The sequence below is a fragment of the Naumannella huperziae genome, assembly GCF_054073625.1.
On record NZ_JBSXPH010000001.1, the window covers coordinates 2,224,040 to 2,247,525 of the forward strand.

At 72.5% G+C, this 23,486-nt stretch carries 16 protein-coding genes; 13 read left to right on the forward strand and 3 right to left on the reverse strand.

Annotated elements, in window-relative coordinates:
* Position 1: 1 nt before the first annotated feature.
* The 8 genes from pyrF (at position 2) to metK (ending at position 14,982) form a co-directional block, all read left to right on the forward strand.
* Positions 2-811 carry an orotidine-5'-phosphate decarboxylase gene (pyrF, locus tag ACXDC7_RS10540; RefSeq protein WP_459222098.1) on the forward strand — a complete coding sequence of 270 codons (810 nt, stop codon included), beginning with the start codon at positions 2-4 and terminating at the stop codon, positions 809-811.
* A 144-nt stretch (positions 812-955) separates the two neighbouring features.
* Complete coding sequence (locus tag ACXDC7_RS10545; protein WP_459222099.1) at positions 956-3,067, forward strand: DUF7507 domain-containing protein; 2,112 nt, start codon at positions 956-958, stop codon at positions 3,065-3,067.
* A 33-nt stretch (positions 3,068-3,100) separates the two neighbouring features.
* The gene (locus tag ACXDC7_RS10550; RefSeq protein WP_459222100.1) at positions 3,101-11,119 is read left to right on the forward strand and encodes a DUF7507 domain-containing protein; all 8,019 of its coding nucleotides are present in this window, start codon (positions 3,101-3,103) and stop codon (positions 11,117-11,119) included.
* 59 nt (positions 11,120-11,178) lie between these two features.
* Positions 11,179-11,490: an integration host factor, actinobacterial type gene (gene mihF, locus ACXDC7_RS10555; RefSeq protein WP_179446336.1), complete on the forward strand. Its 312-nt coding sequence runs from the start codon at positions 11,179-11,181 to the stop codon at positions 11,488-11,490.
* Complete coding sequence (gene gmk, locus ACXDC7_RS10560) at positions 11,487-12,059, forward strand: guanylate kinase (RefSeq protein ID WP_459222101.1); 573 nt, start codon at positions 11,487-11,489, stop codon at positions 12,057-12,059. The genes mihF and gmk overlap by 4 nt, the downstream gene beginning before the upstream one ends.
* Positions 12,060-12,138: 79 nt before the next feature.
* The gene (rpoZ, locus tag ACXDC7_RS10565; RefSeq protein WP_246292498.1) at positions 12,139-12,489 is read left to right on the forward strand and encodes a DNA-directed RNA polymerase subunit omega; all 351 of its coding nucleotides are present in this window, start codon (positions 12,139-12,141) and stop codon (positions 12,487-12,489) included.
* Positions 12,490-12,531: 42 nt separating this feature from the next.
* Positions 12,532-13,746 carry a bifunctional phosphopantothenoylcysteine decarboxylase/phosphopantothenate--cysteine ligase CoaBC gene (gene coaBC, locus ACXDC7_RS10570; protein WP_459222102.1) on the forward strand — a complete coding sequence of 405 codons (1,215 nt, stop codon included), beginning with the start codon at positions 12,532-12,534 and terminating at the stop codon, positions 13,744-13,746.
* Between the two features lie 45 nt (positions 13,747-13,791).
* The gene (gene metK, locus ACXDC7_RS10575) at positions 13,792-14,982 is read left to right on the forward strand and encodes a methionine adenosyltransferase (RefSeq protein ID WP_459222103.1); all 1,191 of its coding nucleotides are present in this window, start codon (positions 13,792-13,794) and stop codon (positions 14,980-14,982) included.
* Between the two features lie 32 nt (positions 14,983-15,014).
* Here the strand turns inward: metK and ACXDC7_RS10580 are convergent, their stop codons facing one another.
* Entirely contained in the window at positions 15,015-15,848 is an 834-nt protein-coding gene (locus ACXDC7_RS10580; protein WP_459222104.1) for an LLM class flavin-dependent oxidoreductase, read from the reverse strand.
* Positions 15,849-15,946: 98 nt separating this feature from the next.
* On the opposite strand from ACXDC7_RS10580, the gene ACXDC7_RS10585 reads away from it, so the two are divergent.
* Positions 15,947-17,947, forward strand: coding sequence for a primosomal protein N' (locus ACXDC7_RS10585; protein WP_459222105.1), 2,001 nt, complete (start codon positions 15,947-15,949; stop codon positions 17,945-17,947).
* A gap of 12 nt (positions 17,948-17,959) precedes the next feature.
* Here the strand turns inward: ACXDC7_RS10585 and ACXDC7_RS10590 are convergent, their stop codons facing one another.
* Positions 17,960-18,688 (reverse strand): Type 1 glutamine amidotransferase-like domain-containing protein, encoded by a 729-nt coding sequence (locus ACXDC7_RS10590; protein WP_459222106.1) that lies wholly within the window; start codon positions 18,686-18,688, stop codon positions 17,960-17,962.
* A gap of 110 nt (positions 18,689-18,798) precedes the next feature.
* Between ACXDC7_RS10590 and fmt the strand changes: the two genes are divergently transcribed.
* From fmt to ACXDC7_RS10610, 4 genes are read left to right on the forward strand one after another with little or no spacing between them, the layout of a single operon-like run.
* Positions 18,799-19,722: a methionyl-tRNA formyltransferase gene (fmt, locus tag ACXDC7_RS10595; RefSeq protein ID WP_459222107.1), complete on the forward strand. Its 924-nt coding sequence runs from the start codon at positions 18,799-18,801 to the stop codon at positions 19,720-19,722.
* A complete protein-coding gene (locus ACXDC7_RS10600; RefSeq protein ID WP_459222108.1) occupies positions 19,715-21,091 on the forward strand; it encodes an RsmB/NOP family class I SAM-dependent RNA methyltransferase in 1,377 nt (458 codons plus the stop codon). Before fmt ends, ACXDC7_RS10600 begins: the two co-directional genes overlap by 8 nt.
* 37 nt (positions 21,092-21,128) lie before the next feature.
* Positions 21,129-21,767: a ribulose-phosphate 3-epimerase gene (gene rpe, locus ACXDC7_RS10605; RefSeq protein WP_218843922.1), complete on the forward strand. Its 639-nt coding sequence runs from the start codon at positions 21,129-21,131 to the stop codon at positions 21,765-21,767.
* Between the two features lie 16 nt (positions 21,768-21,783).
* The gene (locus tag ACXDC7_RS10610) at positions 21,784-22,524 is read left to right on the forward strand and encodes a siderophore-interacting protein (RefSeq protein WP_459222109.1); all 741 of its coding nucleotides are present in this window, start codon (positions 21,784-21,786) and stop codon (positions 22,522-22,524) included.
* A gap of 10 nt (positions 22,525-22,534) precedes the next feature.
* On the opposite strand, the gene ACXDC7_RS10615 is transcribed toward ACXDC7_RS10610, so the two are convergent.
* Positions 22,535-23,389 (reverse strand): PAC2 family protein, encoded by an 855-nt coding sequence (locus tag ACXDC7_RS10615; protein WP_179443586.1) that lies wholly within the window; start codon positions 23,387-23,389, stop codon positions 22,535-22,537.
* Positions 23,390-23,486: the final 97 nt, after the last annotated feature.

The following is a 23,486-nucleotide window of genomic DNA, read 5'->3' on the forward strand; positions in this document are numbered from 1 at the left end:
CATGACCGAGCCCTACTCGAAACGCCTCGCGCTCGCGGTCGAGGAACGCGGCCGGCTGTGCGTGGGCATCGATCCCCACCCGTCGCTGGTCTCCGCCTGGGGACACACCCCCGATGCCGCGGGGGCCGAATCCTTCGCTCGCGGGTTGATCGAGGCGATCGGCTCGCGGGTCGCGGTGTTCAAGCCCCAGTCGGCACTCTTCGAGGCCTACGGCTCGCCCGGTGTCGCCGTGCTCGAGCGGGTCCTGCGGTCGTGCCGGGAGGCCGGCGCGCTGGTCATCCTCGATGCGAAGCGCGGGGACTTCCAGCCGACGATGCAGGGCTACGCCCGGGCGTACCTGATGGCGGACTCGCCGTTCGCGGCGGATGCCCTGACCGTCAGCCCCTATCTCGGCGTCGGGTCGCTGCAACCTGCTTTCGACGCGGCTGCCGAATCCGGTCGTGGCCTCTACGTGCTGGCGCGAACCTCCAACCCCGAGGGCGGCATCGTCCAGTTGGCCAGCACCGGCGAGGGCACCTCGGTCGCCCAGCAGGTGGCCGACGACGTGCAGGTACGCAACGACGTGGTCGGCCCGGAGTTCGGGCTCGTCGTCGGCGGCACGCATGACGATCTCGGGCTGGATCTCGCACGCTTCACCGGCTCGGTCCTGGTGCCGGGGCTCGGCGCGCAGGGGGCGACCATGGCCGACATCGACCGGCGCTTCGCCGGGACCGGCGCCTCGTTGCTGCCCACCACGAGTCGTCAGGTCGCCGCAGCCGGTCCGGCTGCCGCTGCCCTGTGCGAGGCGGTCGACAGGCTGCTCGCGGGCTGAGGGCCAGCGGCGCGTCGCGTGCCGATCTGGTACTCGCGGCGCCGCGATGCAATACTGCAGCCGTTCTGTCTCTGCAGCTCCCGCGGTGGGAGCGTGATCGGGGGATTGCCGGAGACAGCGGGGTTCAGGGGAATGGGGATATCGGTGCGCAGTGCCTTTTTCGCTCGGCTGTGGGTATTGCTGGGGCTCGTGCTCCTGGTCGGCCCGATGACCGTGCTCGCGCCGGCGCCCGCGCAACTGCCGCGCGCGGCAGCCGTCGGTCCCTTCGATTGCAGCGCGCTCTATTCCGTCCAGGGAACGGGAACCCGAAACATCTGGCAGGTCAACCCCACGAGCGGTGCCCAGACCACGGTCGGCAATTTCACATTCAGCCCGGCCACCAACGCGATCAACGGCTTGGGAATCACCGGGGACGGCGCTTTCGCCTACGGCGTCTACCCGGTGGCGAACAGCAATGATCGCCAGATCTATCGCTACGACGCGGCGGCCGGCACGACAACCCTGATCGCGACGGCTGCCACCGGTGGGCTGGTCACCCACGGGGCATTCAACGCCGCGACGGGTATCTACTACTACGGCGGCTTCAACGCGGGCCAGATCTACATCTACGGCGTGAACGTCGCGACCGGGCAGCCGCTCGGCCTGGTCGCGCAGGGGACCATCCCGACCGCAGGCACGAACGGCGACTGGGCGTTCGACAGCCAGGGCAATCTCTACGTGGTCGGCGGTGGCACCGCCGCCGAGACGAGCATCATCTCGGTGGTCAATGAGCCGATTCCGACCACCCCGCAGGCGACCCCACTGACCATCACCGCGACGTCGCTGGCGACGATCGCGCGGGGCGCGGGCAACGGCATCGCATTCGGCAGCGACGGCTACCTCTACGTCACCACCGCGACCGAGCTGCTGAAGATCAACCCGACGACCGGCGCACTGGTCACTTCCGTCCCGTTTGTCAGCTCGGGCACGGTCGATCTCGCGTCCTGTGCCTCGCCGAACACGATCAGTGTGCAGAAGGACTTTCCGCAGGGCCGCGTGAGCGCGAACGACCAGGCGACGCTCACCGTCACCGGGGGCGGCCTCAGCCGTGGCAACACCGCAACCACCGAGGGCAGCGATCCCGGACTGCAGGACACGCCGGCCGAGGTGGCCGGACCGGTTCTCGCCCTGGTCGGGACCACCTACACGGTCTCCGAATCCGGCTCCGGCACGCGCAACAGCAGCGCTACTGCGTTCGGCTATCGGCAGAGCTGGACCTGCGTCAACGCCAACAATGGCGAGACCATCGCGAGCGGGACGGGCACCTCCGGCGAGTTCACCATGCCCTCCGGCGGTGCGGCCGGTGTTGCCGCGGTCTGCACGTTCACCAACGACGCACAGATCACGGCCGTGACGCTGGACAAGCAGGCGGCTGCTCCGAGTAGCAATACCGCGGGCGGCACGATCGCCTACACGTTCGTGGTGAGGAACACCGGCACGGTGCCACTGGACACGATCAGCGTGTCCGATCCCAAGGTCGGCTCGGTGAGCTGTCCGCCCGGCCCGCTGGCGGTCGGGGCAACGGTCAACTGCACCGCCAGTTACACACTGACCCAGGGCGACGTCAACGCGGGCGGGGTGACCAACACCGCGACCGTGACGGGCACCGCGGCGAACCTGCCGAACGCGACGGCCAATGACAGCGTCACGACCCCCATCGCGGCGGCTCCCGCCATCGACCTGGAGAAGACCGGTGAGGCGACGGGATCGGGGCCGGACGGCCAGATCCTGCCCGGCGACCCGGTGCGCTACCGGTTCACGGTGCGTAACACCGGGAACCTGGTCCTGACCGATATCGCAATCACCGATCCCAAGATCGGCTCGGTCACCTGCGCGAACACCACGCTGGCCCCCGGCGCCAGCACCGACTGCCAGGCGGATGCCGCGTATGTGCTGACCCCCTCGGACCTCGATGCGGGTGAGGTGAACAACACCGCCACGGTCAGGGCGAACAGCCTCGGGGGCGCGGTCACCGACACCGACGAAGCCACGGTCCCGTTGCCGGCCGCGCCCGCGCTGGAGCTCACCAAGACCAATGATGTCCCGGCCGGCCAGCAGGTCTCGGTGGGCGAGGTGATCAACTACACCTTCACCGTCCGCAACACCGGCAATGTGTCGATCGGGGACCTCGCGGTCACCGATCCCAAGGCCGGAGCCGTGAGCTGTCAGCAGACCAGCCTGGCGATCGGCGCCGAGACCACCTGCACGGCGAGCTAGACCGTCAGCCAGGCCGATGTCGACGCCGGTGCGGTGATCAACAATGCCAGCGCCACCGGTACGCCCGCGCGCGGCGAGCTGACCGACCCCACGGCCCGCAACGAGGTACCGACGGTCGACGCGGCGCCGGGGATCGGCCTGGAGAAGATCGCCAGCCGCGAGGGCAAGGCACCGAACGATCCGCTGGTGGTCGGCGACGTGATCAGCTACTCGTTCGTCGTGACCAATACCGGCAATGTGACACTGACCGAGGTCGCCGTCACCGATCCCCAGATCGCCGGCATCACCTGCCCGGCGCCGCTCGCGCCCGGAGCTTCCGTCGTCTGTGAGACCGACCAGACCTACACGGTGACCCAGACCGATGTCGACGCCGGCGAGAAGTCCAACACCGCCACGGCGACAGGTACGCCCATCCGCGGTGACGAGGTGGACGCGACCGACACGGCCACCACGCCGAGCGAGCCAGCTCCGGCGATCGCACTGCAGAAGACCTCGAACGTGGCCGAAGGCGACAAGGTTGCCGCGGGCGACCAGATCACCTATTCGTTCCTGGTCACCAACGTCGGCAACGTCACGCTGGCCAATGTGGGCGTCACCGACACCATGCTCGGCGGGCCGCTCGAGTGCGCACCGACCACCCTCGCGCCGGCCGGCACGGCAACCTGTGAGGCCAGCTACACGGTGACCCAGGCGGATGTGGATGCCGGGTCGATCGTGAACAACGCCGAGGCCGCTGGCGTATCCCCGGGCAACGTGCGGGTGACCGCGCCGGACACGCTCACCATCGACACCGTCGACGAGGAGCCGTCGATCGGCCTGACCAAGACCGCCGATGTCGGCGACGAGCGGGTCCGGGTCGGCCAGGTCGTGACCTACACGCTGGTGGCCCGCAACACCGGCAACGTCACCTTGTCCGAGGTGTCGATCACCGACGACCTGCTCGGCGCGCTCACCTGCGACGACACCTCGACGCTGGGACCGGACGACACCTTCACCTGTACCGGCACCCACACGGTGACGCAGGCGGATGTGGATGCCGGGTCGATCGTGAACAACGCGACCGCGACCGGCACGTCGCCGGCGGGTGCGAAGCCGACGGCTGATGATCAGGTGACGGTGAACACGGTCGAGGAGGATCCGTCGATCGGCCTGTCCAAGACCTCCGACGTGCCGGCCGATGGCCGGGTGGCGGTGGGTGATGTGATCACCTACTCGTTCGCGGTGACCAATACCGGCAATGTGACCCTGCGCGATGTCGCGGTCACCGATGACTTGATCACGGGTCCGGTGACGTGTGATCCGACCACGTTGGCGCCGACGGAGACGTCGAACTGCACGGCGACCTACACGGTGACGCAGGCGGATGTGGATGCCGGGTCGATCGTGAACAACGCGACCGCGACCGGCACGTCGCCGGCGGGTGCGAAGCCGACGGCTGATGATCAGGTGACGGTGAACACGGTCGAGGAGGATCCGTCGATCGGGCTGACGAAGACTTCCGATGTCGGTGACGGCAAGGTCGAGGTCGGTCAGCAGGTGACCTACACGCTGGTCGCGACGAACACCGGCAATGTGACGTTGTCGGGGGTTTCGATCACCGATTCGAGGCTGGAGACGCTGGACTGCCCGGATGCCGCGACGGTCGCGCCGAACGGCACGTTCACCTGTACCGGCACCTACACGGTGACGCAGGCGGACGTGGACGCGGGCGAGATCGTGAACGACGCGACGACGAGCGGGACCTCCCCGGCGGGGACCGCGGTGGAGGCGCCGGCCCAGGCGGTGGTGGACACCGTCGACGAGGATCCCTCGATCGGCCTGACGAAGACTTCCGATGTCGGTGACGACAAGGTCGAGGTCGGTCAGCAGGTGACCTACACGCTGGTCGCGACGAACACCGGCAATGTGACGTTGTCGGGGGTCTCGATCACCGATTCGAGGCTGGAGACACTGGACTGCCCGGATGCCGCGACGGTCGCGCCGAACGGCACGTTCACCTGTACCGGCACCTACACGGTGACGCAGGCGGACGTGGACGCGGGCGAGATCGTGAACGACGCGACCACGAGCGGGACCTCCCCGGCGGGGACCGCGGTGGAGGCGCCGGCCCAGGCGGTGGTGGACACCGTCGACGAGGATCCCTCGATCGAGCTGACCAAGACCTCCGACGTGCCTGCGGACGGGACCTACCAGGTCGGTCAGCAGATCACCTACTCCTTCGTGGCGACGAACACGGGCAATGTGACGTTGTCCGATGTCGGCGTGACCGACCCGATGCTGGGCGGCGCGCTGACCTGTACGCCGACGACGCTCGCGCCGGGGGAGGAGTCGACCTGCCGGGCCACCTACACGGTGACCCAGGCCGACTTCGACGCGGGTGAGATCGTGAACACCGCGACCGCGCAGGGCACATCGCCGGCCGGCGAGCAGCCGACCGACGACGCCGGCGTGACCGTGAACGCCGGGTCGGGCGAGCCCGCGATCGAGCTGGACAAGATCGCCAGCCGCGACGGCAAACAGCCCGACGATCCGCTCGTCGTGGGCGACGTGATCGCCTACACCTTCGTGATCACCAACACGGGCAACGTGACGCTGAACTCGCTGGCCGTGGACGATCCGCAGATCGACAACATCACCTGTGATCCGACCTCGATCGCGCCCGGCGGCGTTGCGACCTGCACCACGGATGTGACCCACGAGGTCACCCAGGCCGACGTGGACGCAGGCGTCGTCACCAACACCGCCACCGCTTCCGGAACCGGAGCGCGCGGCGGCGACGTCGAGGACAGCGACGACACGACCACCCCGGCCGACCAGCAGCCGTCGCTGGTGATGGTCAAGACCTCCGACATCGCGGACGGCGACACCGTCGCCGTCGATCAGGTGATCAACTACACGTTCACCATCACCAACACCGGGAACGTCACGCTGACCGACCTCGCTGTCGACGACCCCAAGGTCGGCGCCGTCACCTGTGACCCGACCCTGGTCGGCCCGGGCGCCTCCGTTGCCTGCACGGCCAGCTACACCGTCACCCAGGCCGATGTCGACGCCGGGGTCGTGGCGAACACTGCGGAGGCGAGCGGCATTGCCCCGGACGGCAGTTCGGTCGGCGACGACGACTCGCTCGACGTGCCCACCGACCCAGCCGTCCCGGCGATCGCCGTCGACAAGCAGGCGGCGATCGGTGACCAGCAGACGGTATCTGCCGGCGATCCGATCGATTACACGTTCGTGATCACCAACACGGGCAACGTGACGCTGAGCGATGTCACGATCGACGACCCGCGACTCACCGAGATCACCTGTGATCCCGCTGCCGACCGCGTACTGGCGCCGAACGAGACGCTGACCTGCACCGGTACCTACGTGGTCAGCCAGGCCGACGTGGACGCGGGGACCATCGAGAACACCGTGACCGTGTCGGGCACCGATCCGTCCGGCGACGAGCCGCCGCCGGGCACCGATACCACCGAGGTGCCCGCGGACCCGGCCGAGCCGGGCCTGGCCGTGGTGAAGACCTCCGACGTCGCCGACGGTGACACGGTCGCCGCGGGCGACCAGGTGACCTACACCTTCACGGTCACCAACACCGGCAACGTGACGCTGACCGATGTCGCGCTGACCGACCCGCTGATCGCCGACCTGGTCTGCACCGCGCCGTCGCTGGCGCCGACCGACCCGCCGCTGACCTGCACCGGCAGCTACACCGTCACGCCGGCGGACGTGGACCGCGGCCAGATCGACAACACCGCGACGGCCAGCGGTCAGCCGCCGAGCGGGGACCGCATCGAGGGCAGCGGCTCGGCCACGGTGCCGACCGATCCGGCGGCGCCCGCGGTGACGCTGGACAAGTTCTCCGACGTGCCGCAGGGCACCCAGGTCGCGGTTGGTGACCAGATCACCTACACCTTCCGGGTGACCAACACCGGCAACGTCACGCTGACGCAGTACGCGGTCACCGACCCGAAGATCGGCGACGTGACCTGCCCCGGTGGGCCGATCGCGGCCGGTGCCTTCGCCGACTGCACCGCGACCTACACAGTGACCCAGGCCGATGTGGACGCCGGCAACGTGGTGAATGCCGCGAGCGTGACCGCGACCGGCGCACGCGGCGGCTCGGTCGACGCGCAGGACGACGACACGGTGCCCACGCAGCCGGCGGCGCCCTCGATCGCGATCGAGAAGACCGCGGCCCACGACGGCGCCGACGTCAGCCTCGGCGAGGTGATCGACTACACGATGACGGTGACCAACACCGGCAACGTGACCCTGACCGGCGTGGTGGTGAGCGATCCGCTGATCGGCGCGCTCACCTGCGATGCCGACGCGATCGCGCCGGGGGAGTCGCTGACCTGCACCGGCAGCTACACCGTGCAGCAGTCCGATGTCGACGCGGGCGCAGTGATCAACACGGCCTCGGTGTCCGGGCAGCCGCCGACCGGCGGGCCGGTGACCGACGACGACACCGTGCAGACCCCGGCCGAGCCGGCCGACCCGGCCATCGCGCTCGACAAGACCGGCAGCTTCGGTCCCGACGCCCAACTGCGGGCCGGCGATCGGATCGACTACACGTTCGCCGTCACCAACACCGGGAACGTGACGCTCTCCGGCGTCACGGTCGACGACCCGAAGGTGGGCGGCGTCGAGTGCCCCGCCGGGCCGCTCGGGCCGGGGCAGTCGCGTACCTGTGTCGCGACCGGCTACGTCGTGACCCAGGCCGATGTGGACGCCGGCCAGGTGGTGAACACCGCGACCGCGACGGGCACGGCGCCCGACGGGCGATCGGTCTCGGCGCGAGACGATCACACGGCCGGCGTCGCTGACCCGGCTCCGGGCATCGCGCTGGACAAGATCGCCTCGCGGGACGGCAAGTCGCCGGACGATCCGCTGGCCGTCGGGGACGAGATCGCGTACACGTTCGTGGTGACCAACACCGGCAACGTCACGCTCGATCCGGTCGCCGTGACCGACCCGCTGGTCGGCGCGGTCACCTGCCCGGACGGCGCGCTCGCGCCGGAGCGGTCGGTGACCTGCACCGCCGACGCGACCTACACCGTGACCCAGGCCGACGTCGACGCCGGGGTACGCGAGAACACCGCGAGCGCCACGGGCCAACCGCCGACCGGTGACCCGGTCAGCGCCGAGGACTCCACGACCACGCCGGCCGATCAGCAGCCCGGCCTGGCGATGGTCAAGTCCAACAACGTCGCGGACGGCGACACTGTCGGCCTCGGCCAGGTGATCGACTACACCTTCACCCTGACCAACACCGGCAACGTCACCCTCGACCGGCTCGCGGTCGCCGACGCCAAGGTCGGTGCGGTCACCTGCCCGCCGGAGCCGCTCGCACCGGGGGCCGCGGCCGACTGCACGGCGAGCTACACCGTCACGCAGGCCGACGTGGACGCCGGCCGGGTGGTGAACGACGCGGTCGCCTCCGGCGTACCGCCGTCGGGTACGCCGGTCGAGGCGCGCGACAGCAACCAGGTGCCGACGGTGCCCGCCGACGCGGCGCTCGAGCTGGACAAGCAGGCGCTGCTGCCGCCGGGGGCGACCGTCGCCGCCGGCGACCAGGTCGCATACCGGTTCCTGATCACCAATGCCGGCAACGTCACCCTGACCGAGGTCACGGTGGACGACCCGCTGTTGGGCTCCGTCACCTGCCCCGAGGGGCCGCTGGCGCCGGGACAGACGATCGAGTGCACGGCCGACGCGAGCCACACCGTCAGCCAGGCCGAGGTGGACGCGGGCCAGGTGGACAACACGGCGACGGCGACCGGCCGGCCGCCGAGCGGTGAGCCGCCGACCGCGACCGACACCACGTCGATCCCGGCGACGCCGGCCGCCCCGGCGATCGCGCTGGAGAAGCTGTCCGGCGTGGCCGAGGGCGCCACGGTCGCGGCGGGCGACGAGATCGACTACACGTTCCGGGTCACCAACACCGGCAACGTGACGCTCAGCGACATCGCGATCGACGACCCGTTGGTCGGCAAGGTGACCTGCCCGCCGGAGCCGCTGGCCCCGGGGGCGAGCACGGACTGCGCCGCCGACGAGGCGTACGCGGTGACCCAGGCCGACGTGGACGCCGGCCGGATCGTGAACACCGCCACCGTGTCCGGTACGCCGCCGAGCGGCGAGCCGGTGACGGCCAGTGACGACAACGTCGTGCCGACCAGCCCGGCCGCGCCCGCCGCGACGCTGGAGAAGTTGTCCAGCGTGCCGGCGGGGGAGACGGTCGCCGCGGGCGATCGGATCGACTACACGTTCCGGGTCACCAACACCGGCAACGTGACGCTGACCGGCGTGGCGATCACCGACCCGAAGATCGGCGCGGTGAGCTGCCCGCCCGCCCCGCTCGCACCGGGTGAGGTCACCGAGTGCACCGGCACCTACGCGGCCACCCAGGCCGACGCCGACGCCGGTCAGGTGCTGAACACGGCGACCCTGACGGCGACCGGGCCCAACGGCGAACCGGTCACGGCCACCGACGACAACGTGGTGCCGACCGATCCGCGCGTACCGGGGCTGACGACGACCAAGGTCGCGGCCCGCACCGGGTCCCCGGACTCCCCGATGACCGTCGGCGAGTCGATCGGCTTCTCGGTGATCGTCACCAACACGGGCAACGTCACCCTGGAGGGGGTCGTCGTGGCCGACTCGATGGTCGGCGACATGACCTGCCCGCGGACCACGCTGGAGCCGGGAGATGTCGTGTCCTGTGTCGGCAACCGCACCTACACCGTGACCCAGGCCGATGTCGACCGCGGCGTGCTGACCAACGTCGCGACGACGACGGCGGTGCCGGTGGGCGGCGGCGAGCCGCTCACCTCGACGGCGACGACCACCACCCCGAGCGAGCCGCGGCCGGCCATCGCGCTGCAGAAGCTGTCCGACCTCCCGGCCGGCGAGACGCTGTCGGTCGGTCAGCCGGTCCGCTACTCGTTCCGGGTGATCAACACCGGCAACGTGACGCTCGACCCGGTGGCGGTGACCGACCCGAAGATCGGGGCCGTGAACTGCCCGGCCGGCGCGCTCGCGCCGGGCGCCGAGATCGAGTGCGCGGCGGCCGATGCCTACGTCGTGACCGCGACGGAGGCCGCCGAGGGCAAGGTCACGAATACCGCCGAGGCCACCGGACGGCCCACGGTCGGCGACGATCCGGTGCGGGCGAGTGATGACCTCGTGCTCCCGGCCACCGTGCCGGCCGCCCAGCTCACGCTGATCAAGGCCTCCGATGTCCCGGCCGGTGACACCGTGCGCGCCGGACAGCCGGTTCGCTACCGCTTCACCGTGACCAACACCGGGAACGTGCCGGTGCGCGACCTGCGGATCAGCGATCCCAAGATCGGCTCGGTGACCTGCCCGAGCGATCCGCTCGCGCCGGGCGCGGAGGCCTCCTGCACGGCCGACCGGGCCTACACCGTGACCCAGGCCGAGGTGGACGCGGGCGGCGTCGACAACGTCGCCGGCGTCACGGGCATCGACCCGGGAGGCAATCCGGTCACCGCGCGCGACGAGCTGGCCATTCCCGCCGAGCAGGCCGCCCCGGCGCTCGACGTGGTCAAGGAGGGATCGCTGGTCGATCCCGACGGTGACGGGTATGCCGAGGTCGGCGATCACGTCCGCTTCGTGATCCGGGTGACCAATGTCGGCAACGTGACGATCGACGACATCGCGGCCGACGACCCGCTGGTCGGGAAGCTGCGCTGCTCGGCCGACAGCCTCGCCCCGGGCGCCTCGCTGACCTGCGAGCCCGAGACCGGCTACGTCGTCAGCGCGGCCGACCTCGGCCGCGGCGAGGTGGTCAACCGGGTCGCGGTGACCGGCGAGCCGGTACGCGGCGGGGACCCGGGTCCGGACGGTCGGCCGATCGTGACCGGCGAGGACACGGTGACCGTGCCGCTGCCGGCCGAGGTCGAGCCGGGCGAGCCGCCGGTCGGCCGGCCGCCGCTCGGCCGGACGGGTGGCGAGGACCTGTCCGCGCTGCTGGCGGGGCTGGCGTCGATGGCCGCGGGCGCCTGGCTGATCCGGCGGGGCCGCCGCGACTGAGACCGGTCGAGCGCGCCGGAATGGCAGTCGCGCGGCCAGCTCGATAGGTTGACGCCGTGATCTCGGTTCCCCCGCTCTCGGCGGACCAGCGGCTACAGGCGCGGGCCGCGGCCACCCAGGCCCGGCGCCACCGGGCCGCGGCCAAGGCCCGGTTGCGCTCGGGCGATCTGCGGCTGTCGGAGCTGTTGGAGTTGGCGCAGACCGATGACGTGCTGGCGCACCTGCGCGTGGTCGAGGTGCTCAAGGCCCTGCCGCGGGTGGGGGAGAAGCGGGCCGCCGAGACGATGGACCGACACGAGATCGCGGCGAGCCGCCGGCTGCGGGGGCTCGGCCGGCACCAGCAGGCCGGCCTGTTGGCGGAGTTTCGTTGAGCGCGCCCGGGCGGGTCTTCGTGCTGGCGGGGCCGACCGCCGTCGGCAAGGGGACGGTCGTCGCGGCACTCCGGGAGCGCCATCCCGAGCTGTGGGTGTCGGTCTCGGCCACCACCCGGCGCCCGCGCCCGGGCGAGGTGGACGGCCGGCACTACCTGTTCACCAGCGACGCCGAGTTCGACGACCTGATCGCCCACGACGGGCTGCTGGAGTGGGCGGTGGTGCACCGCAAGGCGCGCTACGGCACCCCGCGCGCCCCGGTCGCGGCCGCCGTGGCGCAGGGGCACACGGTGCTGCTCGAGATCGATCTGCAGGGCGCCCAGCAGGTACGCCGCAGCCTGCCGGAGGCGCACTCGATCTTCCTGATGCCACCGTCCTGGCAGGAACTGGTCCGCCGGCTGAACCTGCGCGGCACCGAGGACGCCGAGGAGCGGGCCCGGCGGCTCGAGACGGCCCGGGCCGAGATGACCGCCTTCGACGAGTTCGACGATGTGGTGGTCAATGCCGACCTCGACACGACGGTCGCCGAGATCGCCGAGATCTTGGGCCTCGACGGCTCGGTCGGGTAGCATTGGCGCGGTTGTCCGCAGTGCGCCGCGAGCCGCTGCCCCCACACCGTTTCCCAGAACCGTCGCGAAGGCATTTCTCTTGACGAACACCGAAGCCGTCGGCATCACCAATCCGCCGATCGACAACCTGCTGACCAAGGTCGACTCGAAGTACCGCCTGGTGCTGTTCGCGGCCAAGCGCGCCCGGCAGATCAACGCCTACTACTCCCAGCTCGGCGAGGGCCTGTTGGAGAACGTCGGCCCGCTGGTGGACGCCGGCGTGCAGGAGAAGCCGCTGTCCATCGCCCTGCGCGAGATCGAGGACGGCGTGCTGGAGTGCGAGGAGTTCGATCCGGACGCCGAGCCCGCAGCCGACGAGACCGAACGTCCCTCGCTGACCGCGGTCGACGGCGACGACGAGTTCTCCCGCGACCCCGACTTCTCCGCCTGAGCACACGTCCATGACCCGCCCGTGCGAGCCCCGGGGCCGGACGTGAGCCGGATCGTGCTGGGGGTCGCCGGCGGCATCGCGGCGTACAAGGCGTGCGAGCTGCTGCGTCGGCTGACCGAGTCCGGACACGAGGTCACCGTGGTGCCGACCGCGGCCGCGCTGAACTTCGTCGGGGCGGCGACCTGGGAGGCGTTGTCCGGTCGCCCCGTGCACACCGGGGTCTTCTCCGCCACCGATCAGGTGAATCACGTGCGGCTCGGCCGGGAGGCCGACCTCGTGTTCGTGGCTCCCGCCACCGCGGATCTGCTCGCCCGCGCGGCGACGGGCCGGGCCGACGACCTGCTCACCAACGTCCTGCTCACCGCGAGCTGTCCCGTGGTGATGGCCCCGGCGATGCACACCGAGATGTGGCAGCACCCGGCGACCGGGGCGAATGTCGCCACTCTGCGCGAGCGCGGCGTGTTGGTCGTCGACCCGGCGGCGGGCCGGCTGACCGGCGCGGACTCCGGCCCCGGACGCTTGCCGGAGGCCGCCGAGCTCGCCACCATCGCCGGCACGGTGCTGGAGGATCCGGCGATCCTCGGCCGGGGCCGCGATCTCGCCGGTCGGCGGGTCGTCATCTCCGCGGGCGGTACGCGGGAGCCGCTCGACCCCGTCCGCTACATCGGCAACAACTCCTCCGGCCGGATGGGCATCGCACTGGCCCGGGCCGCGCGGCTGCGCGGCGCCGAGGTGACGCTCGTCCTGGCCCACACCGAGGAGGACGCGCCGAGCGGCGTCGGCATCGAACGCGTTGCCAGCACCGCCGATCTGGATGCGGCGATGGCGCGGTTGGCGCCGGGAGCCGACATCGTGGTGATGGCGGTCGCGGCGGCGGATTTCGCCGCCCGCGAGCCGGCCGGCGCCAAGATCAAGAAGGACGGCTCCGGCACGCTCACGCTCGACCTCGTCGAGACCACCGACGTCCTGGCCCACCTCGGGCGGGAGCGGGTCGGGTCCCGGCCCGTCCTGGTCGGCTTCGCCGCCGAGACCCCGCGCTGCGCCGAGGAGCTGATCGCGCTCGGGCGTACCAAACTGGAACGCAAGGGCGCGGACCTGCTGGTGGTCAACGATGTCGGCGACGGCCGGATCTTCGGACAGCCGGACACCTCGATCAGCATCCTCGGGCCGGACGGGGTGATCGCCGAGGGGCAGGGTTCGAAGGAACGCTGCGCCCATGTCGTCCTCGACGCGGCCGCCCGGGTGCCGGCCAGATGATGATCGGGCCCCGCTGCGTGGGAGTGTTTCGCTAGGGTCGGGCGCATGAGCCGACGACTGTTCACGTCCGAATCCGTGACCGAGGGGCACCCGGACAAGATCGCCGACCAGATCAGCGACAGCGTGCTGGACGAGCTGCTGCGGCAGGACCCGAACAGCCGGGTGGCGGTGGAGACGCTGGTGACCACCGGACTGGTCGTGGTGGCGGGCGAGGTGACCACCGAGGCGTACGCCGAGATCCCCCGGATCGTCCGCGAGCGGGTGCTCGAGATCGGGTACGACTCCTCGCACAAGTCCTTCGACGGCGCATCGTGTGGCGTGCAGGTCAGCATCGGCGCGCAGTCGCCGGACATCGCCCAGGGCGTGGATCGCGCGGAGGAGGCCCGCGACGGGTCCGCGGAGTCCTACGACCTGCTCGGCGCCGGCGACCAGGGCCTGATGTTCGGCTACGCGAGCACCGAGACCCCGGAGCTGATGCCGCTGCCGATCACGCTGGCGCACCGGCTGGCCGAACGGCTCGCCGACGTGCGCAAGAGCGGCGAGGTGCCCTATCTGCGCCCGGACGGCAAGACCCAGGTGACGGTCGAGTACGACGGCGACCGGCCGGTACGCCTGGACACCGTCGTGATCAGCTCCCAGCACGCCGCCGACATCGACCTGGCGAATCTGTTGACGCCGGACCTGCGCGAGCAGGTGGTGAAGCCGGTGCTGGAGGCGTTCGACCTGACCCACCACGACTACAAGCTGTATGTGAACCCGACCGGGCGCTTCGAGATCGGCGGCCCGATGGGCGATGCCGGACTGACCGGGCGCAAGGTGATCGTCGACAGCTACGGCGGGATGGCCCGGCACGGGGGCGGCGCGTTCTCGGGCAAGGACCCGTCGAAGGTCGATCGCTCGGCCGCCTACGCGATGCGCTGGGTCGCCAAGAATGTCGTCGCCGCGGGGCTGGCCGAGCGCTGCGAGGTCCAGGTGGCCTATGCCATCGGTCGCGCACATCCGGTCGGCTTCTATCTCGACTGCTTCGGCACCGAGAAGGTGCCGGTCGGCCAGATCGAGGCCGCGGTCCGGGAGACCTTTGATCTTCGCCCGGCGGCGATCATCGAGCAGCTCGACCTGCGCCGCCCGATCTATGCCCGCACGGCGGCCTACGGGCACTTCGGTCGCGAGCTGCCCGAGTTCACCTGGGAGCAGACGCCGTACGCCGACAAGCTCGCCGCGGCCGTCCGCGGCTGAGCGCAGGACCGGTCACGGTTGTCCCGCGCGAGTCAGGCGAGCCGGCGGCCCACGCGGGCGAGCAGGCCACCCGTCGCGTCGGCGTCCATGCCGACGGGGTAGACACACGGGATGCTGATCCCGGCATCGGCGTAGGCGTGCAGGCGCTCCACGATCAACGCGTCGTCGGGCTCGGAGACGCAGGTCTGCGCGACGAGCTGCTCGGGCTCGGTGATCTGGATCCGGGCGAACTGCCGGGCGTAGTTCGGCATCGCGAGGTAGGCGGCGGCATCGCCGGAGACCTTCGCGTACGGCCCGGTGCGCATGATCAGCGCACTCTCGGCGCCGCCGTCGCGGGCCAGCGCGGCGGGCGCGGCGGCGGTCTCGGGGGTGAGCCAGTTCAGTACGACGCCGTCGGTGTCGGTGACCGCGAACTCGATCATCTTGGGGCCGAGCGCGCCGATCCAGATCGGCGTCGCCTTCGGGCCGAACGCCGGCCGGTTGTCGCGGACGGCGGCGACGTAGTCGCGCAGCTCGCTCATGGGGCGCTCCGGGATCGGCAGACCGAGCCGCTCCAGCACGCGGTGGTGCGAGGTCCCGAGGCCGAGCACGAACCGACCACCGGACAACTCGGCGAGCGTGGCGGCCTGGACCGCGGTCAGCCGGGCCGGCCGGGCGGGTGCGACCGCGACCGCCGTCGCCACCACCAGCCGCTCCGTGGCGGTGAGCGCCGCCGCGGCGACCAGGAACGGGTCGCGCCCCTCGTCGCCGCTCAGGCCGGTCTCCGGCAACAGCAGGTAGCTCGCGCCGGCCGATTCGGCCGCCCGCGCCACCGTCACGATGTCGTCCACGGAATGATCTCGCCGCGCCACGCCCCACGTCCGCATCTGGCTCCTTCGCTCGTCTGCCGGCCGTGCGCTCACCCTAGTGATCGCCGGACCCGCGGCCGGTCGTGTCCGTCGGATGCCCCGCCTACCATGACCCGGTGACCGAACCAGCCGCCCTGATCCCGGCGCCCCGGCCGGCATCGGCGCGGGTGGCCAGGGTGGCGGTGGACGTGTCCCTGCCGCACCTGGACCGCCCGTTCGACTATGCGGTCACCGACGGGCAGGACGCCGCCGCCGTGGTCGGCGCGCGGGTCCGGGTCCGCTTCGCCGGCCGGCTGCGCGACGGGTTCGTCCTCGAACGAACCGAGCAGACCGATCACGAGGGCAGGCTCGCACCGCTGCACGCGGTGACGTCTCCCGAGCCGGTGCTCACCCCGCAGGTGGCCGCGCTGATCCGCCGCGTCGCCGATCACTACGCCGGCACCTTCGCCGATGTCTCGCGGCTGGCCGTGCCGCCCCGACACGCCGCCACCGAGAAGGCCGAGCGGAGCGCCGAGGCGGACGCGGCGCCCGCCGATGCGCCGTCGGTCCTCGACCGCTACCCGACGGGGCGCGAGCTCGCCGAGGCGCTGGCCCGCGGGGAGAACCCCCGCGCGTACTGGCAGGTGACCCCGACCGCGGGGCCGGACGGGGACTGGGCGGGCGGGCTGGCCGAGGCCGCCGCCGCGACCCGGCGGGCCGGGCGCGGCGCGATCATCGTCGTTCCTGATCATCGCGACCTCGATCGGCTGGCGCGCGCCTGCGCCGCCCGCTTCGGGCCGGACGGCTTCGCCCGGTTGACCGCCGAGCTGGGCCCGTCGGCCCGCTACCGGGAGTTCCTCCGGGTCTCCCGCGGTGAGGTCCGGGTGGTGATCGGCACCCGGGCGGCCGCCTATGCGCCCGTCCGCGACCTGGGCCTGGTGGCGCTGTGGGACGACGGCGACGACCTGCTGGCCGAGCCGCGAGCGCCCTATCCGCACACGCGCGAGGTGCTGGCGTTGCGGGCGGCGGGGGAGCGGACCGCGGTCGTCCTCGCCGGCTACGGGCGCAGCGCCGAGATCGAGCAGTTGGTGCAGACGGGCTGGCTCACCCCGCTGGCGCAGCCCCGGGGCACGGTGCGCCGGGTCGCGCCGCTGGTCCGGATCGCGGCCGACACCGACCGCGCGCTCGCCCGCGATCCGGCCGCCCGGGCCGCCCGCCTGCCGCACGACACCTTCGAGGTGGTACGCCGGGCGCTGCCGCAGGGGCCGGTCCTGGTCCAGGTACCGCGGGCGGGCTATCGGCTCGGGCTGGTCTGCGCGCAGTGCCGCAGCCCGCTGCGCTGCCCGCACTGCGCGGGACCGGTGCGAGCCGAGGCGGGCGACCGGCTGGACTGCGGCTGGTGCGGCCGGATCCTCCCCGGCTGGCACTGCCCGCAGTGCGGGGACACCCGCTGGCGGGCGCCCGTGGTCGGTGCGACCCGGCTGGCCGAGGAACTCGGCCGCGCCTTCCCCAACACCCGGGTGATCAGGTCCTCGGGGAACAAGGTGGTGGCGGCCGTGGACGACGAGCCGGCCCTGGTCGTGGCGACGCCCGGTGCCGAACCGGTCGCCGCCGGGGGGTACGCCGCGGCGGTGCTCGTCGATGCCACCGCGCTGCTCGCCCGGCCGGATCTGCGCGCCGGGGAGGAGGCGCTGCGGCGGTGGCTGAACGCGGCGGCCCTCGTCCGACCGGCCGGTGACGGCGGCACGGTGCTCGCCGTCGGGCCGCCCGAGGCGCGTGCCCTGCAGGCGCTGGTCCGCCTCGATCCCGCCGGATTCGCCCGCCGCGAGCTCGCCGAGCGGGCGGAGGCGCACCTGCCGCCCGGGGCCCGGGTGGCGACCCTGGAGGGCGGCGGGGCGGCGATCGGCGAGCTGCTCGACCCGATCCGCGACGAGCTGCCCGCCGGGGCGGAGGTGCTCGGCCCGGTCGCGGTCGGGGAGCTGCCCGACGGCGGCGAGCTGCAGCGGCTCACCCTGCGGGTGCCGCGCGGTGCCGGCGAGGAGCTGGCGCGGTTGCTGCGGGAGGCCCAGGGCATCCGCAGCGCGCGCAAGGCGGCGGGCGCGACGCGGGTGCGGATCGACCCGCTGGTGATGGAGTGAGGGGCGCGGGCCTCAGCGGAGCAGGCGGGTGTCCAGCCGCTCCTCGGTGGCGGTGCCGTCGCCGCCGGGGTCGACCCGGTAGGCGTAGCGGCCGGGCTCCTCGCTGAGCGCCTCGACCAGCTCGGTGTCGCGGTAGAGCAGCCCGGCGCCGTCGTCGGTGGCGTACCCGCCCGGCAGGGTGCCGTCGGCGATCAGCCGCTGGAACAGCGGGCGGCGCTGCGGCTCGGAGTCGTGGTGCACGCCGTTGGCGTACGGCAGGAAGCCCAGCCCGTCGGTCACGGCGCGCAGGCGCGGGCCGAACGAGTCCGTGGTCCCGCCGGCGTGCCAGCACAGCGAACCCGCGGAGACTCCGGTGAGCACCACGCCGGCGCGCCAGGCGGCATGCATCGCCGTGTCGACCCCGTGCATCCGCCACAGGGCGAGCAACCCGGCGACGCTGCCGCCGCCGACGAAGATCACGTCCTGGTCGAGCAGCAGTTCGGTCGGGTCGGCGACGTTCGGCATCGGGAACAGCGCGAGATGGCTGGGCGCGAACCCGGCCGCCTGGGCGGCGGTGTAGAAGTTCACGAGATAGGCCGAGTCGTCGCCGCCGGCCGTGGCGAGGAAGCAGACCCTTGGCGTACCCGCGACACCGGACAGATCCACCGCATGACGGGTGAGGGCGGTGAACTCCCATCGGGTACGCGTGCCCGGGCCAATGCCCCCGGACGTGGCGAGGATGGTGGGTGCGTCGGCGGGCATGCCGCGAGCCAACCACCGCCGCGCGGTGCGGGCAAGGGCATTCCGCTCGCCTGTGGTTCGGGCGCGGGTGGTCCGGCTTCTGGGCTGGTTGCGGCTCCTAGGATGGCGAGGTGCGCCTGCTGCTTGCCGGAACCCCCGAGGTCGCCGTCCCGTCCCTGGACGCGGTCGCCGCATCCGGACACGAGCTGCTCGGCGTGATCACCCGGCCCGACGCCCCGGCCGGGCGCGGCAAGAAGCTGCGCGCCAGCCCCGTGGCCGCCCGCGCGGACGAGCTGGGACTGCCGGTGCTCAAGCCCGGCCATCCCCGCGACCCGGAGTTCGTCGCCCGCCTGACAGAGCTCGCGCCGGACTGCGTTCCGGTGGTCGCCTACGGCGCGCTGGTGCCGCAGCAGGTGATCGACATCCCCGACCAGGGCTGGGTCAACCTGCACTTCTCCCTGCTCCCGCGCTGGCGCGGCGCGGCGCCCGTCCAGCACGCGATCCTGGCCGGAGACGCCGAGACGGGCGCCTGCACGTTCTCCCTGGTCCGCGAGCTGGACGCCGGCCCGATCTATCGGACCCTGCGCACGCCGGTCGGCGCGGAGGAGACCGCCGGCGAACTCCTGGACCGACTGGCCGTCGACGGCGCCGGCCTGCTGGTCGAGACCCTCGACGCGATCGCCGCGGGGGAGCGCCCGGTCCCGCAGCCCGCCGACGGCGCGACCCGCGCGCCCAAGATCGACACCCGTGACGCGCGGCTCGACTGGGCCGACCCCGACGACCGCCTCGACCGGCAGATTCGGGCGTGCTCGCCCGCGCCCGGCGCCTGGACCACCCTGCGCGGCGAGCGGTTCAAGATCATCCGGGCGCGGATGGTCGGTGGTGATCAACTTCCGCCGGGCGAGCTGCGGATCGAACGTGGCCGGGTGCTCGCCGGCACCGGGACCCGACCGCTGGAGTTGATCACCGTGCAGCCGCCCGGCAAGCGCGCGATGCCCGCCCCCGACTGGGCCCGCGGCGCCGGACTCGCCGCCGGTGAGCGGTTCGATGGCTGAGCGGCGCGGACCGGCCCGGCGCCGCAGCCACGGCCGGCGCCGGATCGATCCGGCGCGGCGCGCGGCGTACCGGACGCTGCGTGAGGTGTCCGAACACGATGGGTACGCCAACCTGGTGCTGCCCGAGGCACTGCGCGGCGCGGGGGTGTCCGGGCGCGATGCCGCCTTCGCGACCGAGCTGACCAACGGCACGCTGCGGGCGCTGGGCAGCTACGACCTGATCATCGAGGCGGCCTCGGGTCGCGCGCCGGGCGAGTTCGACCCGCCGCTGCTCGACGTGCTTCGCCTCGGCGCCCACCAGGCCCTGGCCATGCGGGTGCCGGACCACGCGGCCGTCGCCGCCAGCGTCGACCTGGCCGGGGTGGAGGTCGGCGAGCGGGTGACCGGCCTGGTGAACGCGGTGATGCGCAAGATCGCCGCGCGCGACCTGCCGGCCTGGACCGAGCTGCTGAGCGCCGGGGAGGACGAGCTGGGCGCGATCGCGATCCGCACGCACCACCCGCGCTGGATCGTGCAGGCCTATGCCGACCTGCTGCCGGAAGACGAACTGGTGGCCGCGCTCGAGGCCAACAACGCCCCGCCGCAGACCTGGCTGACCGTGCGCCCGGGGCTGGCCAAGGTCGACGAGCTGGTCGCCGCGGGCGCCGCGCTCGACCCGATCGCCCCGTTCGGGGCGCGCTGGTCCGGTGATCCCTCGGCTGCTCCCGGGGTACGCGAGGGCCGCGTCGGGGTCCAGGACCCGGGCTCGCAGCTCGTCGCGCTCGCGCTGGCCCGGGGAGACGCGCCGGCCGGGCGCTGGCTCGACCTGTGTGCGGGTCCGGGCGGGAAGGCGGCGCTGCTCGCCGGGCTGGCCCGCGAGCGCGGCGACGAGTTGATCGCGGCCGAGCCGCAACCGCACCGGGCCCGGCTGGTGGAGCGGGCGCTCCGGGCGTACCCGTCGCCGCCGGAGGTGGTCGTCGCCGACGGCACCGCGCCGCCCTGGGCCGCGGGCAGCTTCGCCCGGGTCCTCGCCGACGTCCCCTGCTCCGGCCTGGGCGCGCTACGCCGGCGCCCGGAGGCGCGCTGGCGGCGCGACCCGGAGGACATCGCCGCGCTGCGGCCGCTGCAGGAGACCTTGCTCGGCTCGGCGCTGGACCTCGCCGAGCCGGGCGGCCTGGTCGCCTACGTCACCTGCTCCCCGCATCGCGCCGAGACCGCCGAGGTCCTGGACGCCGTGCTGGCCGCCCGCGCCGACGCCGAGCCGGTCCGCGCGGAGCTGCCCGAGGCGCCCGCGGCGACCGGCCCGGACGGTCGCGTCCAGCTCTGGCCGCACCGCGACGGCACCGACGCGATGTTCCTCGCGCTGCTGCGCAAGCGCGCGACCGGCTGAGCCGGCGCGCAACCGCTAACCTGCCGGGGTGGAGACGATGATCACCCCGAGCCTGCTCAGTGCCGATTTCGCCAACCTGCAGCGCGACATCGACGCGGTCGCGAATGCCGACGGGCTGCACATCGACGTGATGGACTACGACTTCGTCCCCAACCTGACCGTCGGATTGCCGGTCGTCGAGTCGATCCGCAAGGCGACCGACCAGTTCCTCGACATCCACCTGATGATCACCGACCCGGACCGCTGGGCGCCGTCCTATGCCGAGGCCGGGGCCGAGTCGGTGACCTTCCACATCGAGGCCGCCAAGGCGCCCATCCGCCTCGCCCGCGAGCTGCGCCGGATCGGCGCCCGGGCAGGCATGGCGCTCAACCCGGCGACCGACATCGACGGCTACCGCGACATCCTCGGCGAGGTCGACATGGTGTTGATCATGACCGTCGAGCCGGGCTTCGGCGGTCAGAAGTTCCTTGACCTGTGCCTGCCCAAGATCACCCGCACCCGCGAGCTGCTCGGCGACCGCGACATCTGGTTGCAGGTCGACGGCGGCGTCGGCCCCGAGACGATCGAGCGCTGCGCCGAGGCCGGGGCGAATGTCTTCGTCGCCGGCTCCGCCGTGTTCAATGCCGACGATCCGGCCGCGATGGTCGACCTGCTGCGCGCCGAGGTGGCCGGGTGAGCGTGCCGGCCGCTCGATGAGCTGGGTCGAGGCGACGGTACGCGCGTCCAGCCGGATCGGGCCGCACCTGCAACGGATCACCCTGACCGGCGAAGGCGTGCGGGGCTACCGGGCCGAAGGGCTGGCCGACGACTACTGCCGGGTGCTGTTTCCCGACCCCGGCCGCGAGCGACCGGTGATCGGCCGGACCGGCCGCGACCCGGCGGAGTCGGCGCCGATGCGCAACTACACCATCCGGCGGCTGGACCGGACCCGCGGCGAGATCGACCTCGACTTCGTCCTGCACGGGCGAGGCGTCGCCGCCGACTGGGCCCGACAGGCCGCGCCGGGCCGGTCGGGCGTCGCCCTGTCGCCCGCCTTCGGCAGCTACCGCCCGCCCGCCGGGGCCGTGGATCGGCTGTTGGTCACCGACCTCAGCGGGCTGCCGGCGGCGGGCCGGATCCTGGCGGAGGCAGCCCCGGACGAACGCTTCCGGATGGTCGGGATCGTTCCCGGCAACGCCGATGAACTGCCGCTGACCAGCCCCGCGGCGCTGGACCTGCGGTGGCTGCACGTGCCGTTCCCCGGTCAGGGCGCGGCGCTGGCGCGGGCGGTCGTCGATCAGGTGGCGGAGCTGCCCGCCGACACCTATGTCTGGGGCGCCGGCGAGTCGGCGGGTTGCCGGGCGGCCCGCAACCATCTGTGGCGGGTGCTGCGGCGACCGCCCGCCTCCACCTGCGTGTTCGGTTACTGGAAGGCTCGTACGCCCGTCGGCTGACGCACGATGCTCAGGCGTCGCGGCGGCGCAGGTAGCGCTGGAACTCGGCGGCGATCGCGTCCCCGCTGGCCTCGGGCAGTCCGTCGGCGTCCTGGCTCTCCTCGAGTTGCGTCACGTACTCCGCGATCTCGCCGTCCTCGGCCGCCAGCTCGTCCACGCCGCGCTGCCATGCCCGGGCCATCTCCGGCAGCTCGCCGACCTCGAGCGGCAGGTCGATCACGTCCTCCAGCCGGCTGAGCAGCGCCAGGGTCGCCTTCGGGCAGGGCGGGTGCGCGACATAGTGCGGGACCGCCGCCCACAGGTTCACCGTCGGCCAGCCCGCCTCGCTGCACGCCTCCGAGAGCAACCCGACGATCCCGGTCGGCCCCTCGTAGTCCGGCAGGTCGAGCCCGTGCCGCTCGAGCAGATCGGGATGCACCGTGCTGCCCGAGACCGGCACCGGCCGGGTGTGCGGGCAGTCCGACAACAGCGCGCCGAGCATCACCACGACGGACGGCTGGGCGCTGCGCAGGGCCGACATCACCAGCCGGGTGAAGCCGCGCCAGCGCAGGTTCGGCTCCGGCCCGGTGACCAGAACCAGGTCACGCGTCTCGCCGCTGCCGCCGGCCACCCGGGCCACGCTGACGGTGGTCTCGGGCCAACTGTGGATGGCCTCGGTCGGGGAGTCCCGGCGTACCGTCGGCCGGTTCACCTGGAAGTCGTAGAAGTCCTCGCCGTCGATAGCGAACGCCTGCTCCGCCCCGAGCGTGTCCCGCAGGTGCTCCAGGCAGGAACTCGCGGCGCTCGCCGCGTCGTTCCAACCGGAGAAGGCCATCACCACGACCGGGTCGTGCAGGTCCCTCAGCTCGGGGCGATGTTCTGCCATGCCCGCCACTGTAGTTGCCCGTTCGGGAACCCGAGCCGATCGCGAGACGTTGCCCGGTGTTGGCAGCCATCCGCCTGCCGCCCGAACAGTCCGTGCG

Coding starts and splice junctions, on each gene's coding strand:
- ACXDC7_RS10600 (WP_459222108.1), top strand. CDS start 19,715: ATGGCTGAGCGGCGCGGACCGGCCCGGCGCCGCAGCCACGGCCGGCGC.
- ACXDC7_RS10610 (WP_459222109.1), top strand. CDS start 21,784: ATGAGCTGGGTCGAGGCGACGGTACGCGCGTCCAGCCGGATCGGGCCG.
- pyrF (WP_459222098.1), top strand. CDS start 2: ATGACCGAGCCCTACTCGAAACGCCTCGCGCTCGCGGTCGAGGAACGC.
- metK (WP_459222103.1), top strand. CDS start 13,792: ATGAGCCGACGACTGTTCACGTCCGAATCCGTGACCGAGGGGCACCCG.
- ACXDC7_RS10590 (WP_459222106.1), bottom strand. CDS start 18,688: ATGCCCGCCGACGCACCCACCATCCTCGCCACGTCCGGGGGCATTGGC.
- rpe (WP_218843922.1), top strand. CDS start 21,129: ATGATCACCCCGAGCCTGCTCAGTGCCGATTTCGCCAACCTGCAGCGC.
- ACXDC7_RS10580 (WP_459222104.1), bottom strand. CDS start 15,848: ATGCGGACGTGGGGCGTGGCGCGGCGAGATCATTCCGTGGACGACATC.
- ACXDC7_RS10615 (WP_179443586.1), bottom strand. CDS start 23,389: ATGGCAGAACATCGCCCCGAGCTGAGGGACCTGCACGACCCGGTCGTG.